Raw genomic sequence first — 15,306 nt, forward strand, 5'->3', positions numbered from 1 at the left:
AAAAAAAATAGTTTTAGCACGCTATCATATCAAGTTCTTTGGTTAGGCAGCGGCATCCGTCCGCCACGGACAATCCCCCTTGGGCCGAAATTCCAAATCTCTTTGTATTTATTCTTGTACTCTCTTTTGGAAGTTATATGGTGCATACTCCACCAACCGAACCCATAAGAATGGCTAACATTGACATGTTTTACTTTACCATCTTTTCTGTAATAAAAAATAAGGTCATAATATTTCTTTATTATCCTTGCAGTATTATCCTGATTAATAAATAGCCTATAATAATCCATAGTGTCTGAACTTGTTAATTGGTATTCCCCAACAAAGTCATTTACTTGATTATCAGACGAGCTATTATCCAATTCGTTGTCAGTATACATATAACTTGCAACTGTATCCGCAGTGCTATCAGCACTACTATCTTCATAATCATTTGTATAGTTTGCTGACGAGTCGGCAGTTACATTTGCCTTGTAGGTCGACATCTTTGAGGACTGCCAACCAATTACAAAAGCAATTAGAACAAGGGCACAATTCTTAACCATCTGAATAAAGTAACGAAGATCTCCTGCTTCCTTTGGATTCTCAAGTTTCACAAAATCTTTGGCATAGTCCTTTGCCTCGGGATTATTTGACTTAAACTCGATAAGAGCGATACGCTTTAAGTCGGAATCATAAATGACAAGATCGAAATTACCAGAACGTCCTTCCTTTTCATTCTCCATAGGATTTTCTTCATTAGAGAAACTATATTGTCTCATAGTGGGAGTCTCAACAGAATAATAGACATCCCATTTAGAATCAAGAATTTCTTTGTTCAGTTGCTCCACGAAGATAAATCTTAATTCTTGCTCACTTATTCTCATTTCCCCATTTCTTTTATAAGGAAAAAATATTCTACTCCCCACGTTTTGGGTAGAGAGTTTATGACTTTCTTTATCGAAGAGTGCTTGAACAACATGAAATGTACGTTGTATAACATTTTCAATGTGCTGTTTGTGGTCTATATCCGTCATAACTTCAACAGTCTTTAGTTATTTGTAATATTAATAGGGAATAAAAAAGCGTGGCACTTTTGCTTTACCACAGTGCTTGGGTTCTGGAATACCTTTAAAACGTGGTAATTGCAAAAGCCCACGCAGTGAGGTATACCGAATCCTGATAAGGATACAATAATCCCATGCGTGAGCAAATTTGCCTATTATCCGTTTTAAATGAATTTTCCAGATTCAAGCACTAGATAATGAGTCAAACGCTCTTCTTAAGTCATAGGCAATTGAGCTAATATGCTCGTACCTAAAAGACCTAATTCCATCTATGTCTTGAAAAGCAAACCTTTAAAAGGTCAGCTATTCAATCGCAAAGTAAAACATTATTTTCCAAACTAGCAAATGTTTAGTCCAAAAAATGAAAAGAAATTTATTGTTTGCGTTAACAGATAGAACTGGTACTTATAATCAATTGATAGGAAGATAGTGGAATAGTAGTATATAATAAATGGGAATAGATATATTAGTAATAACATTATTACTAACTAAAGTTTCCCACTTGTTCAAAATGCCCATAAACAAGGGGTTTCTGAAAAGTTCAAATAGCAGGATGCCCATAAACAAAGTAGTTTAACAAGTGCTTAATAAATGTGAAAGGGCAAATGACCTTAAAAGGAGAAGTCCGATAATGCAATATTCTACTGCTCATAAAAAGTTTTTTGAAAAGTTAAAGATGCGCATACCCTTTGGGAAAGCCTTTTTATAAAGGGGTTCTCCAAGTGGGAAACTTTAGTAATATATTGGTCGCCACCACATGCGAGGAAAAAGTCATAAGATTTCTTGGTTGATTGTTTTTAAATTACTAATTTTGCAGTTAGTTATTTCGAAATAAGTAATTCCTAAAAACGGGAGGAATGATGGAATTTATCGACAGGAACAATGAGCAACGGAGGCTTATAGCATCTTTATCGTCCGATGCATCTACATTTGTGGTGCTTTATGGTCGCCGGCGATTAGGCAAGTCGACGCTTATTCGCAAAGTGCTGAACGTCAATGATGTTTACTATGAGGCCAGTCAGAGCGAGACAGCAACACAAATCAATATGCTGTCGAAGGCAATTGCTATGGTATATGATGGGTTTGACCGACCGTTGTATCCAAGTTGGGAAGACATTATCTTAGCCTTCAACCACCGATGCGAAAAGAATGCTACACTTGTCCTTGACGAATTTCCGTATATGGTTTATGAGGACTCTTCCTTGCCATCCACATTGCAAAGGATTGTCGACAGACGTGTTGTTGATGGCGATGGGCTTCGCTGCAATATTGTCATCTGTGGTTCGTCGCAGCGCATGATGCAGAGTCTGATACGTGGTTCAGAACCTTTATACGGGAGGGCCGACGAGGAATTCTGTCTAAAGCCTATCCGACTGCCGCACTGGCATAAGGCTATGGCGGTGGACTCAAAGAGCGCAATAGAAGAGTATAGCGTTTGGGGAGGTGTGCCTCAATATTGGGCGCAACGTGAGAGATATGGCTCTTTTGAGGAAGCCTTGGATAGTCTTGTCCTTAATGAGCATGGAGTGATGTATAATGAGCCCTCTCGACTCTTCCGCGACGACTCGCCCGACATAGCTCCCTACTCGTCAATTATGACGGCCATAGGCAGTGGACGGCACAGATACTCCGACATTGCCAATGCTGTTGGCAAGAGTACAGCCGAGTTGTCCAAGCCTATCAAGAACCTGACAGAGATGGCGTTTATCCGCAAGGAAGTGCCCTTCGGCGAGAGTGAGAAGAAGACAAAGAAGACACTCTATTATATCGACGACCCGTTTATGGCCTTCTACTATAAGTTTGTCGAGCCCTATAAGTCGACTATAGCCATGGGCCGCACCGGTATAGTAAAGAAAATGCTTGAGCAGTCGTTTCACGACCATGTTGGAGGCACTTGGGAACGGTTGTGCCAGATAGCCGTTTCTGGTAATAACCTTTTCGGCCACACATGGAAAGTGGCAAGCCGGTGGTGGGGCAAGGTCCCTGTTTATGAGGAGGGCAGGAAGACTCCTGTAGGGAATGAGAACCTGGAGCTTGATGTGGTAGCGGAGGATCAGAATGACAGCCACACTATTCTCGTCGGCGAATGTAAGTGGACCGGTGCCGACTATGCCGACAGACTTCTTGATAAGTTGAGGACGAAAGTAAGTAAGGCACCATTTGCTAAGGGCAAGAAAGTGGTGTATGTATTGTTCCTTCGTGAGCAACCCTTGTCCGTTGCCGACTGCAATATATTGCTTCCTGATGATGTCATGCTGCAACTCCCGGAATAAGTAGTCTTCCTGCGATTCACGATAGATGCAGAACAACTTGCCGGTTCTTGAATTGCAGAGAGTCGGCGAGTGTTGTCTGCTACTTCCGGCGAAGGCGTTGGCACATGGTTTCGTCTGTTCCACCTTCGAATGGCATAGTCGGGAAGAGTCCTCAAGACCATCCTTGGACTGCGAAAAATATTAACACCGTTCAGATATGTATCGTTTGGCGTTCCCAAACGGACCGTTTGGCATCCTCATTCGACCTGTTTTGCAATGCGAAATGGACCGTTTTGGAACGCCAAATGGCATATCCTGTTAACCGTTTGATTATTAAGCGGTTGCACGTACGAATCTTTTTGCGGACAAATGCGAAATATTCTTACATTCTTCGTCATACCCGTTTGGTTGTAATAATTTAGACTGCGCACTTGTGCGGGGCCGTGCCTATATCAGAATCTGCTTATTGCGGCCATCATCGATGAGAGCCTCCGATATTCCTCTCTGAAGAATACCGCGAGCTTGTGGGCCGCTTGCATTCCGCCGTCCAGCTTCTGCATGCATTCCATTGAGGCGGCAATACGTGGATACATCTTCACGTTGGCCTGGCCGCTTGCTTCATTCTTCAGCAGGGCAGTGTACATTGACAGTAGTTCCTCATGGTGGCTTCTGTCGGTATGGAGTGAGAGTCATTCCTTTCTGTTGCGGTATTCCAAAGGAGTGCAGCCGAGTTGCTGCTTGACATATTTGCCGAAGAACGACGGGTTGGGGAAGCCGAGGATGTTGGCGATCTCTTTTATCGAATAATCGGTGGAGCGAAGATAGTAGTCGATGTCGGCAACGGTGTATTCCTCTATCCACTGCAGGGCCGTCTTGCTGGAATGCTGCTTGCAGACCAGACTCAAGTATTTAGGTGTGACAAAGAGCTGGCTGGCATAGTGGGCCACCGAACGGTGCTTCACTTTGCTGTTTTGAAGCAGGTCGAGAAAACGTGTGAAAAGGTTGCCGTTGGATGCCTTCTCCGCTTTGACGCCCTCATAGTCATCATCGTGCAGAATCATACCGCAAAGTCCCATGAGAGCTCCTTGGATGAACGAATACACTACTTCCTTCTTATAGGCGTCAGAGCCGTAATCGAGACAAAAACGGACAACGTCGTACACTTTACGTGTGAATTCCATGTCTTTTTCGGTCAGCCCGCGTTCCAATATTTTCTTCACGTACACTATGTGGTTCCATACATCTATATATGGTCGGATGAACCGCTGTATGATGCGGTTGCTCATCATGATGGCCTTACATTCGAAGTCGACGCTGAAGAGGTGGTTCTCAAGTGTAGTGTTGGGTGGGAACATCACGAGCTGGTTCTTGTGGTAGGTGTGCTGCTGTCCGTTGACGTCCACTTGTATAGTGCCGTTGAAGCATACGAAGATGCCGTTCATGTTTATGCGCATGGGCTCGGCTGCAACAATGTCGCGTATGTTGTCTACGATAATGATGTCGTCGTCGGAGTAGTCCACTTCTACAGGTTCGTTATTGTGCTTGTAGTATAGTCCTTCGGCATGCTGAGGCCGGTCGTTGGTGTTCTCTGTCATATTCTTCATCATTGTTTTGTTCTATTTCGACTGCAAAGGTGAGCATTTTTTCTGGCATTGCGATGCTCATATTGGCTTAATGAATGTTCGTTTAGGCTTATTTGGATTTGCAGGAGCATTTCATGCGTATTTTAGGACACTAATAAGTTATGAAAAGATGGTTACTTTGCACCCGCATTTTGGATTAGACTAACGAACGAAAGAACATGAAAATGAACCGAAACTTATGTTTTTTATTGAGTTATGACAGGACTGCTGTTGACTTGCTGCAAAGAGGATAAAGCGCCGGTAGCCGAAGCCCCTCTCAGCGTCACGACCACCACTGTTGACGAGGCCTCGGCCACTGCCGGTAACAGCTATGCCGGCACCGTTGAGGGCACTAATGCGGTGGCTCTCAGTTTCTCGTCGGCAGGTACCATCCAACGGTTGAATGTCATCGAGGGTCAGGCTGTGAGCCGTGGCCAGTTGATAGGTACCGTTGATGCCACCGCCACCGACAATGCCCTGCTTGCCGCCCATGCCACGACGGAACAGATCGAAGATGCCCTGAGCCAGGCCGAGGATGCCTATCGCAGGATGAAAAAGCTCCGCGACAGCGGGTCGTTGCCCGACATCCAGTGGGTTGATGTTGAAACCAAGCTTAGCCAGGCCCGTGCTCTTGTGCGCCAGACACGCGCTGCTGAGACTATCGCACGCAAAGGCAAGAATGACACCCGTCTCCTGGCTCCTTTCGGTGGCTATATCTCGAAGAATACGGCCGAAGTTGGGCAGAATATTGCCCCCGGTCTGCCAGTGGCGACTTTGGTTAATATTGACCGCGTGAAAGTGAGGGTCAGCGTGCCCGAAGAGGATATCAGCAAGATAAACGTGGGAGGACTGGTGAGCTTCCGCATGGGAAGTCTGGATAACAGAATCAGCAGGCCGCGGTACTCAACCGCAAGTTGGAAGTGGGGCGGAATATGCCTTCTGTGGCTGTCGGAGTGGGTTACGACTATGCACGCTTAGTGCACAAGAACAATACCTTCGGTATGGTTTTCGCAACAGTGTCCATTCCTATTTCCGATTGGTGGGGCGGTAATCATGCCGTCAAGCGGCGGAAAATAGAAGAGCAGGAGGCACGTGAGCAACTCGCTGATAAGCAGCAACTTCTCGCTGTCAAGGTGGAGAAAGGCTGGGACGATGTCTCCGTGGCCTACCGTAAGGCTCTTATAGCAAAGAAAAGTATAGAGCAGAGTAGTGAGAACCTGCGCCTCAACCAGCAGTTCTATCATGCCGGAACGGGCAAGATGACCGACCTGCTTGAGGCTCAGAGACAATATCAGCAGAGTCGTGACGAATGGGTAGAGGCTGTTGCTGCCTATCAGTTGCGGCTGGCGGAGTATGAGGAAATAATTCAATAGTCTCATAGATAGGTGTTTATCTGGTCCTAAGGAAATCTTAAGGAACAGTTAAGGCAATCTTAAGGGAAAAGCAAGAAATATTGACTACCTTTGCGCAATGTAATAACTTAAAATTCAGAAGAATGGAAGCAGTAAAACAAGTTTATGATTTCATGGATAAAGCTGGGGTCTATTTCCTGGCTACAGTTGATGGCGACCAACCTCATGTAAGAGCCTATGGCACTTCTTTGCTTTTTGAGGGTCAGCTCTATATCATGGCCTTCAACCATACTGCCGCAATCGACCAGCTGCGGGCAAACCCCAAGGCAGAGATTGCAGCCTTCAAGGGTAAGCAGCTGCGTATGACCTGTAAGCTCGTTGAGGACCCACGGCAGGAGCTCAAGGATGCTATGGCTGCAAAGATGCCGTCGCTAAAGGATGCGGCAGGAGAACGCAACCAAAACTTTATCATGCTGCGGGTTACGGATGCTACGGCCACAATCTCCGATCTCGCCGGCCATAGTGATACGTGTACGTTCTGAGTATTATTAACAACGGCATAAGAACAAGATAAAAACACAAGAATGTCAAATTACGATTTTTACGCTATTTTCGTGGGCTGTGGTCATGGATGTGACTTAGCCGCGCGGGTCTTAGCCAAAGCTGGCAAGCGGGTTGCTGCCATTGAGCGCGACCTGTGGATGGGCACCTGCACTAACTATGGCTGTAATGCCAAAATCCTCTTGGACGGCCCGTTTGAGCTTACAACGGCCATGGAGAACTATCTCAGTTTGGGCATCTTCGACAAGGTGCCACAGGTGAACTGGGAGAAACTCATGCAGTATAAAATTCCATATATCGAAGCTTATAAGCCGGTGACGAAGGCTCTGATGGAGGAGAGCGGCTGTGCATGCATCCATGGCCACGGAAAACTGAAAGACGCTCATACCGTGGTCGTTGACGGCAAGGAGTATACGGCTGAATACATTGTCCTCGGACCAGGTCAGCGCGACAATAAGCTCGATATACCCGGCAAGGAATATATTCACGGCAGTAGGGACATGCTGAGCATTGAGCAGATGCCAAAACGCATTGTATTCATTGGCGCCGGCATCATCTCCATGGAGTTTGCCTCAATGGCTGTTGATATGGGACGCGAAGTGACAATAATTGACCATGGCGACCACGCCCTGAAAGCATATCCGAGAGAATATGTCGACGAAGTGGTGGCCTTGATGGAGAAGAAAGGTGCGCGATTTAAATATTGTGAGGATGTATGTGCCATCGAGAAGACTGCTACCGGGCTGATGGTGAAGGCCAAAAGCGGTCTTGAAGTAGAGGCCGATTACGTCTTGGAGGCTACAGGCCGTCCTGTCAACTATGAGAACTTGGGCCTTGAGGCTTTGGGCATAGAGGCGGGACCACGGGGTATTAAGGTCGACGACCATCTGCGCACTGCGGTGAAGAATATCTTCGCTACGGGAGATGCCATCGACAAGCGCATCCCCAAGCTCACGCCTACGGCTCTCTTTGAGAGTCAGTATATCGCCGATTTGCTTTTAGGCAAGACCGATAAGCCTATCTGCTATCCTGCTGTGCCTAATCTTGTATTCACCTTCCCGCGTATTGCTCAAGTGGGAGTCGGTCTTGATGAAGCACGAAAGAACAATAAGTATCGTGTTGCGGATGTTCCTTACGGCCAGTTTTTCCTCTTCAACACCCATAATGAGGCTACTGCAAAACTGGCATTCATCTTCGACAAGGAGAGTAATCTGCTTGTCGGTGCCGCAGCCGTGGGTTCTGACGCTGGTGCCTGGATAGATGTCCTGTCGCTTGTCATCTTCAACAAGATGACCCGTGAGCAGTTTGCACATTACATCTATGCTTTCCCGACTACGACGTGCGGTCCGCTGATGTTACTCAGCCAGATGTGGTAAGCGACGGAAGGCCTTAAGAAAATCTTAAGAAACAGTTAAGTTAATCTTAAGCATCTTCGGTTTTAAAGTCCGTACCTTTGCATCGTCAAAAGAAAACAACGAATATAAACATTTAAAACATAATGAATTATGGATAAGCAGAAATCAATCGAGGCTTTACAGTTCCTCACAACAGAGTTGTCAAACGGTGCTTTCGTGCACCTCGCACAGGGCAAGTATTTCGAGTCTCTCGGATTCACGAAGTTGGGCGAGAAATACACCGGCCACTATAAGGAAGAGATGGAATGGGTTGAGAAGTTCATGGCCCGCATCCTCGACCTCGGCGGTGATGTGAAGGTTGAGGACCGCAAGTGCCGTGAGATTGTTAAGGCTCCTCTCGACTATGTCGAGGCCGACCTCGCCATCCAGGAGAAGGGCGTGGATATGCTCTACGGCTGCGTGGCAAATGTCTGCGGCGATCCTACCACCTACGACCTGCTGAAAGCTTACCTCGCTGACGAGGAGGAAGACCTCTACTGGAGCCAGGAACAGCTTGAGATGGCTCAGATGATCGGCGAGCAGAACTGGCTTGTCAAGCAGATGTAAGGATTTACAAGGATACAGCTGACACCCTACCGGAGGGGTGACAGGGATCATGAGAGGTGAAAGACGTGATAAGACACTTCACCGACATCACCTCTCATGTTCGTTTATGATAGAGACATTAAGGCAATAGTCAAAAAAAGGTAAAAAGGTTGTTATGGAAACGGTTTATGATTTTTGTGTGTTAGATAAGAAGGGCAACAAGGTTAACCTTTCGCAGTTTAAAGGCAATGTGCTCTTGGTTGTCAATACTGCTACGGGATGCGGATTCACTCCTCAGTACGAAGAACTTGAGACAATGTATCGTCGGCATAAGGACAGCGGCTTCGAAATCCTCGACTTCCCCTGCGACCAGTTTGGTCATCAGGCTCCGGGCAGCGATGAGGAAATCACGAAGTTCTGCCAGATGAAGTTCGGTGCTGACTTCCCGCAGTTCAAGAAGTCTGAGGTCAACGGCGAGAACGCCCTGCCGCTTTTCCAGTGGCTCAAGGCTCAGAAAGGCTTTGAGGGCTTCGATGCTGATAACGAGCTGACTCCTGTTTTGGAGAATATGTTCGACGAGAAGTGCCCGGGATGGCGCGAGAACAGCGACATCAAGTGGAATTTCACCAAGTTCCTCATTAACCGTAAGGGTGAGGTGGTTGCACGCTTTGAGCCTACCCATGATATGGCCGATGTGGAGCGGCAGGTTGCCGAGCAACTGTAAGAGCTATGAGCATTGCTATCCGATATTTCAGCAAGACGGGCCATATGAAGAGAATGGCCGACGTGGTGTCTGCGGTTACCGGCGTGGAGGCTAAGGATATAACATATCCCATTTCAGAGCCCGTCGATACCCTCTTTCTCGGAAGTGCCGTCTACTATGCCGGCATTGATGAGCGGATGAAGGAGTTTATACGTTCGCTCGACGGATCGAAAGTGAAGAATGTTATCTGCTTCAGTTCTGCGGCTTTGCTGCCATCGTCATATCCTCAGGTGCGACGGCTGTTAGAAGGCCATGGCATCAGAGTTGATGAACGCGAGTTCCATTGCCGTGGCTCTTTTTCTCTCTTGCATCGCGGCCACCCCAATGACGAGGATCTTATGAACCTTAAAGAATTTGTGGAGGGTCTCAACCTACAATGACACTTATATAAATATGAGGCACTGTAAGGGTGCCGTAATTGAGATTTTGAACGGGGAGGGGTGGACTTTTTGTGCACTCCTCTTATTTTCTTGCTTCTGAGGAAAGGTTTTACGAAAAACTATCGTACTTTTGCATTTGTTATTATAAATTGCTAAATCAACGGTTAGTCATGAACATACTAAAGGAATTAGGAAACAAGCAACATCCACATGTGCTGGGTGCTCTCGACATCTTCAAATATATCGGTCCTGGACTCCTTGTCACCGTCGGCTTTATCGATCCTGGCAACTGGGCCAGCAACTTTGCCGCAGGGTCGGAATACGGTTATGCCCTGCTGTGGGTGGTGACCCTGTCGACCGTCATGCTCATTGCCCTTCAGCACAATGTGGCTCACTTGGGTATCGTCACCGGACTCTGCTTGAGTGAGGCTGCTGTGAAGTACACACCCCGATGGGTGGGACGCCCTATAGTGCTGAGTGCTGTCCTTGCCAGTATCTCCACATCGTTGGCCGAGATTCTTGGTGGTGCCATAGCCTTGCAGATGCTCTTCGGTATCTCCATACCCGTGGGTGCGCTGTTAGTGACCATCGCCGTACTCATTCTGCTCTTTACCAACTCTTATAAGAAGATAGAACGGGCGGTCATCGGCTTTGTCTCCATTATTGGACTGTCGTTCATCTATGAGCTCTTCTTAGTCCATATCGACTGGGGCGAGGCTGCCCGAGCTGCCGTAGTGCCCTCAGTGCCACAAGGCTCCCTCCTTATAGTGATGAGCGTCCTCGGTGCCGTGGTCATGCCTCATAATCTCTTTCTTCATTCCGAGGTGATACAGAGCCGTGAGATCAATCTTGAGGGCGATGAGCGCATCCGCCATGCCCTCAAATATGAGTTCGCCGATACGCTCTTCTCCATGCTCGTCGGCTGGGCCATCAACTCCGCCATGATTCTCTTGGCCGCCTCCACGTTCTATACTCATGGTGAGCAAGTCGACGATCTGGCGCAGGCCAATACTATGCTCGCACCGCTCTTGGGCAGCAACGCCTCCAATATCTTTGCTTTGGCGCTGCTCTTAGCCGGTATCTCCAGCACCATTACCAGTGGTATGGCCGCCGGAAGTATCTTCTCGGGACTTTTCGGCGAGTCGTACAATGCCAAGGACCCCCACTCAGCCGTCGGCGTGGTACTGTCGTTGGGTGTAGCTCTGCTGATAATCTTCTTCATCGGCAATCCGTTCCAGGGTCTTATCATCTCGCAGATGGTGCTGAGCCTGCAACTGCCCTTCACCGTTTTCCTGCAGGTGAGCCTCACCTCATCGAAGCGTGTCATGGGAAAATATGTCAACAAACCGTGGAATACAGTGTTCCTCTATGGTTTAGCGGTTATAGTCACAGTTCTGAATATCTGGCTTCTCGTCTCTTCTCTGGCGTGAGGTACTTGAAAGAATAATGCAAAATGAGTAGAAATCAACAAATTATCCGTACGAGTGTCGTCGGCATCGCTGCCAATCTCTTCCTTGCCTCTTTTAAAGCCGTGGCAGGGTGGATAGCGGGGTCGGTGGCCATAATCATGGATGCGGTCAACAATCTCAGCGACGCACTCTCGTCGGTCATTACCATTGTCGGCACAAAACTCTCAGAGAAACCCGCCGACCGCGATCATCCTTTTGGTTACGGTCGTGTGGAATATTTCAGTGCCATCATCATTTCGGTTATCGTCCTCTCTACGGGTATTCTCTCTTTGGTGGAGAGTGTAAAGAAGATTTTCAACCCCACCAATCCTTCCTACACCGCTGTCACGCTGACGATTATCATCGTGGCCATCGTGGTGAAGCTGGTCCTTGGCTGGTATGTGAAGAAGCAGGGCCGCCAGTTACAGAGCAACGCCTTGGAGGCCAGCGGTGCTGATGCCACTTTCGATGCCGTGGTGACACTCTCCACGCTCGTCTCCGCCGGTATCATGCTTCTTACAGGGGTTAACCTTGACGGTATTCTTGGCTCCATCATCTCGCTCGTCATCATTAAGGCTGGCATAGAGATGATTGGAGCACCTGTAGGCCAGCTGCTCGGCGAGAGCATCTCGAAGGAGATGATGGTCAACATCAAGAACGATGTGAAGCAGTTTGCAGGCGTTCTCGGTGTCTACGACATTATCCTCAACTACTACGGTCCAAATGCCATAATCGGCTCGCTCCACGTCAGCGTGCCCGAAACGATGACGGCCAACCGTATTCATGGTCTCACCCGTTCCATCACCAAACTGCTCTACGACAAGTACCACATCATCGTCACGGTGGGTATCTATGCTGTTTGCGACCATGGCAAGGAGAGTGAACTGCAAAAGGGTGTGATGGCCTTTCTCAAAAGCTATCCCCACATCGAGCAGGTACATGGCTATTTCTATCTTGAAGAGAAGCGCACGATAACCTTTGATGTGGTGCCCGACGACACTGTTCATGACGACAACGCATATCAGTACCAACTCCTCCAGGCTATACGAAAGGTCTATCCCGGATATATATTCAATATTGTTATCGACCACATCTATTGCAAGTAAACTATGACAAAGATCCTTATCGTAGAGGATGAGCCCGGCATCTACACCTTTCTTCAGGAAGGGCTGGCCGATGAAGGCTATGAAACGCTTGTGGCCACCGACGGCTATGATGCCCTGCACGACTTCGCCGAGTGGCATCCCGACCTGGTGCTCCTCGACTGGATGCTGCCCACGATGGACGGCATAGAGGTCTGCCGCCGCATCCGTGAGACCGATGAGGTCACTCCCGTACTCTTCCTTACCGCCAAGGACGGTGTGGAGGATACCATCAAAGGACTGCGCACGGGAGCCAACGACTATATCAAGAAGCCGTTCTCGTTTGAGGAACTCGTTGAGCGCATCAAGATTCACTTCCGTAATCGGCAGCACGACGACATCCTGCGGTTAGGCGAAATCGTCGTCAACCTCACCACTCATCAGGTGCAGGCCCACGACAAGGAGGTGCAGCTTACAGGCCGTGAGTTCGACCTGCTCACTTATTTCATCCGCCATAAGGACCGTGTCTGCTCGCGCGATGACATCATCAAGGACGTGTGGGGCATAGACTTCCAGTATGATACAGGTGTCATAGATGTGTTTATGAATGCCCTGCGCAAGAAACTTGGAATGAAGTCCAACGGCTATATCAAAACCATCCGTGGCGTGGGATTTATTGCCACCGACAGATAATTCTACTCAAATATAGAAGATAATGACCAACGATTTAGACCAAAAGAAGCAAGAGGCCTTACAAGATGCCATTGCACGCAAAATTATAGTGCAAGGCGGGTTATGCGCAATCATACCATGTGTGCTGTCTTTGGGCTTATGCCTGTATGTGTTTCACCTGCTTGCCACAGGTTGGATAGAGCATCCAACAACCTGGCTGATAGGATTGTTGGCTATGCAGATCTTGTTTTCAATCGTCATCTTCGCTTGTCTATATTTTATAGCGCGTGATGTGGCTCTCCAGAGCATCAAACCCTTGCAGGAAGCCTTGACCCGTGAGCGGCAGTTCACCAGCTACGCCTCTCACGAACTGCGTACGCCGCTGGCCGTCATCAAAGGCTCGCTGGAAGTGCTCATCCGCAAACCACGGACGCAGGAGGAATATGAGAGGAAAATCAAGGAGAACATTGGCGTGGTGGACAATATGAACCGTATGGTCGATAACATGCTCATGCTCACGCGTGCCGACAGTTCTCATTTTCAGTTGCGTCCCACCGATGTTGGCATACGTGAACTTCTCAGCGAGACCTGCAGTGCCTATTCCAATCAGATTATCCGTCGCGGCATACATATCGAGATGAACATCGCCCCCGAGGATATAACCCTCCACACCGACCGCAACGCCTTGGGCATCATAGTTAGTAACCTCATCTCCAATGCCACGAAATACTGTGACGAGGGTGGCGAGATACGCCTCTCGGCCCGTCGTCAGGACGGCCACACGCTCATTGTCTTCTCCAATACCGGCCGAGGCATACCGGCAGAGGAGTGCGATAAGGTCTTCGACAAGTTCTATCGTTCCATCTCCGCTGGCCATCAGCAGGTTAAGGGCTTCGGCCTCGGTCTGGCCGTCGTGCGCCGCTTTGCCGGAATTATCGGAGCCACCGTACATTTCGACAGCTGTCCTGAAGGCCCCACAACGGTAACGGTGACTTTTTAACGCACCGATTATCCAAATTCATATAGTCAGCGCCCCGTTCGGAATTCTTTCGGTTTAATGCTAAATCATACACTGATGAAGTCCGGAGCTTATGCCCCTTCTGATGAAAGATTGATGTATACTGATAGCTGGTATTCAGTATTAACGATGTAGGCTTAATCAGATTTTTATTTCGTTGCAAAGTTACAAAATATTCTTCCCGAAACCAAATTCCAGGAGTATAGAAAGAGGGGTAGAAAGAGGTATAGAATGCGGGCTATATGTATGTTGCTGATTCTAAGACTGATACATCCGGACTTCTTAACCATTGGGACGACTGGCAGCCGCTGGATGTTGCTTCTTCATCAATGATTCAATATCCGCTATACCGATTTCCCTTATCTCCTCTTCTCTTATTTGCCCAACTTCTTTTGTTGGATTGATGGAGCGGCACCGCCAACGACATCGTTGTTTTCGATTGTCCTGTCAGCTTGTTTGACCTGCCCTTTCATCTTGCCGAGCTGCAATGTGGCCGTAAGGCCGAACTGCCTTGCTCTGCTTACCGTACGGGTGAATCCGGTGTAGTCGCCACGGACGTTTCGGGTTGTGAGAGCCCGGCGCAGTTTAATTCTTCCGTGTTTGGAGCATGGCTCCGCCAGCCAGAATATGGTGCATAGACGGTACATTTTCTCTATTAGTTTTGTACCTTTGCATCATGAAGCATAAAGAAGTTCCAAATAAGTATGAGTTTTTTGCCAGTTTTTTCCTTCCCAATGGTATGTTGGACTGGTTTGATATAGTGAGAATAGAAGAAGAAGCCAATGACGGTACTAAGAAGTTTGACGGATTCTTCAGCACCATACTTCACATATATCTAGATGAGCGTGACAACCGTGAGGGAGAGACACTTGGCCTTGTTCCAAACGGCTTTACCGAGCCTACGACAATCAAGGATTATCCGATTCGCGACCGCAAGGTGATACTCCATGTCCGCCGCAGGCGTTACAAGGATGCTGACGGTAGGAGTATAATCCTTAACCATTATCCGTTGAAGTCGGACGGCACGGAACTCTCTGTAGAGTTCGGTGTTTTTTTAAAAGACGATCCTCGACAACAATCCCGTTACGTTCAGTTCCGTAGGGAAGTACTACCACCTAAAGCCAAGTACGCTTGGGAGGTACTACAAGGAAAGCCTGAGCGGTTTTAATG

17 protein-coding genes are annotated in these 15,306 nt (G+C 47.9%); 13 read left to right on the forward strand and 4 right to left on the reverse strand.

The window, feature by feature from the left end; translation table 11 throughout:
* Nucleotides 1-29: 29 nt before the first annotated feature.
* Nucleotides 30-1,016, reverse strand: a complete 987-nt coding sequence (locus LDN30_RS03320; RefSeq protein WP_223928726.1) for a hypothetical protein — start codon at nt 1,014-1,016, stop codon at nt 30-32.
* Nucleotides 1,017-1,903: 887 nt separating this feature from the next.
* On the opposite strand from LDN30_RS03320, the gene LDN30_RS03325 reads away from it, so the two are divergent.
* Nucleotides 1,904-3,319: an ATP-binding protein gene (locus tag LDN30_RS03325; RefSeq protein ID WP_223928727.1), complete on the forward strand. Its 1,416-nt coding sequence runs from the start codon at nt 1,904-1,906 to the stop codon at nt 3,317-3,319.
* Nucleotides 3,320-3,750: 431 nt separating this feature from the next.
* Here LDN30_RS03325 and LDN30_RS03330 read toward each other — a convergent pair whose 3' ends face one another.
* Both LDN30_RS03330 and LDN30_RS03335 read right to left on the reverse strand, forming a co-directional pair.
* Entirely contained in the window at nt 3,751-3,942 is a 192-nt protein-coding gene (locus LDN30_RS03330; protein ID WP_223928728.1) for a hypothetical protein, read from the reverse strand.
* 45 nt (nt 3,943-3,987) lie between these two features.
* Nucleotides 3,988-4,905, reverse strand: a complete 918-nt coding sequence (locus LDN30_RS03335) for a helix-turn-helix domain-containing protein (protein WP_223928729.1) — start codon at nt 4,903-4,905, stop codon at nt 3,988-3,990.
* A gap of 231 nt (nt 4,906-5,136) precedes the next feature.
* Here LDN30_RS03335 and LDN30_RS03340 point away from each other — a divergent pair, with 231 nt between their 5' ends.
* From LDN30_RS03340 to LDN30_RS03390, 11 genes are all read left to right on the forward strand, one after another.
* On the forward strand, nt 5,137-5,898 hold the full coding sequence (locus tag LDN30_RS03340; RefSeq protein WP_223928730.1) for an efflux RND transporter periplasmic adaptor subunit: 762 nt from the start codon (nt 5,137-5,139) through the stop codon (nt 5,896-5,898).
* Nucleotides 5,853-6,293, forward strand: coding sequence for a TolC family protein (locus LDN30_RS03345; protein ID WP_241427240.1), 441 nt, complete (start codon nt 5,853-5,855; stop codon nt 6,291-6,293). Before LDN30_RS03340 ends, LDN30_RS03345 begins: the two co-directional genes overlap by 46 nt.
* Before the next feature lie 122 nt (nt 6,294-6,415).
* Complete coding sequence (locus LDN30_RS03350; RefSeq protein ID WP_223925379.1) at nt 6,416-6,814, forward strand: pyridoxamine 5'-phosphate oxidase family protein; 399 nt, start codon at nt 6,416-6,418, stop codon at nt 6,812-6,814.
* A gap of 42 nt (nt 6,815-6,856) precedes the next feature.
* A complete protein-coding gene (locus tag LDN30_RS03355) occupies nt 6,857-8,209 on the forward strand; it encodes a dihydrolipoyl dehydrogenase family protein (protein ID WP_223928732.1) in 1,353 nt (450 codons plus the stop codon).
* A gap of 129 nt (nt 8,210-8,338) precedes the next feature.
* Entirely contained in the window at nt 8,339-8,794 is a 456-nt protein-coding gene (locus tag LDN30_RS03360; protein ID WP_223925388.1) for a ferritin-like domain-containing protein, read from the forward strand.
* A gap of 154 nt (nt 8,795-8,948) precedes the next feature.
* Nucleotides 8,949-9,497: a glutathione peroxidase gene (locus tag LDN30_RS03365; protein ID WP_223925390.1), complete on the forward strand. Its 549-nt coding sequence runs from the start codon at nt 8,949-8,951 to the stop codon at nt 9,495-9,497.
* 5 nt (nt 9,498-9,502) lie between these two features.
* The gene (locus LDN30_RS03370) at nt 9,503-9,916 is read left to right on the forward strand and encodes an NADPH-dependent FMN reductase family protein (RefSeq protein ID WP_223925392.1); all 414 of its coding nucleotides are present in this window, start codon (nt 9,503-9,505) and stop codon (nt 9,914-9,916) included.
* 170 nt (nt 9,917-10,086) lie between these two features.
* The gene (locus tag LDN30_RS03375; protein WP_223925394.1) at nt 10,087-11,346 is read left to right on the forward strand and encodes an Nramp family divalent metal transporter; all 1,260 of its coding nucleotides are present in this window, start codon (nt 10,087-10,089) and stop codon (nt 11,344-11,346) included.
* Nucleotides 11,347-11,369: 23 nt separating this feature from the next.
* Nucleotides 11,370-12,470, forward strand: coding sequence for a cation diffusion facilitator family transporter (locus tag LDN30_RS03380; RefSeq protein WP_223925396.1), 1,101 nt, complete (start codon nt 11,370-11,372; stop codon nt 12,468-12,470).
* Nucleotides 12,471-12,473: 3 nt separating this feature from the next.
* On the forward strand, nt 12,474-13,139 hold the full coding sequence (locus LDN30_RS03385; RefSeq protein WP_223925398.1) for a response regulator transcription factor: 666 nt from the start codon (nt 12,474-12,476) through the stop codon (nt 13,137-13,139).
* Between the two features lie 214 nt (nt 13,140-13,353).
* Nucleotides 13,354-14,118 carry a sensor histidine kinase gene (locus LDN30_RS03390; RefSeq protein WP_223925400.1) on the forward strand — a complete coding sequence of 255 codons (765 nt, stop codon included), beginning with the start codon at nt 13,354-13,356 and terminating at the stop codon, nt 14,116-14,118.
* Between the two features lie 392 nt (nt 14,119-14,510).
* Here the strand turns inward: LDN30_RS03390 and LDN30_RS03395 are convergent, their stop codons facing one another.
* Nucleotides 14,511-14,783 (reverse strand): hypothetical protein, encoded by a 273-nt coding sequence (locus tag LDN30_RS03395; RefSeq protein WP_223928733.1) that lies wholly within the window; start codon nt 14,781-14,783, stop codon nt 14,511-14,513.
* A gap of 92 nt (nt 14,784-14,875) precedes the next feature.
* Between LDN30_RS03395 and LDN30_RS03400 the strand changes: the two genes are divergently transcribed.
* Complete coding sequence (locus LDN30_RS03400) at nt 14,876-15,304, forward strand: ISAon1 family transposase N-terminal region protein (RefSeq protein WP_223928734.1); 429 nt, start codon at nt 14,876-14,878, stop codon at nt 15,302-15,304.
* The last annotated feature ends 2 nt before the right edge of the window (nt 15,305-15,306 follow it).

Origin of the sequence: Prevotella lacticifex, assembly GCF_019973375.1 — a bacterium.
GTDB lineage: Bacteria > Bacteroidota > Bacteroidia > Bacteroidales > Bacteroidaceae > Prevotella > Prevotella lacticifex.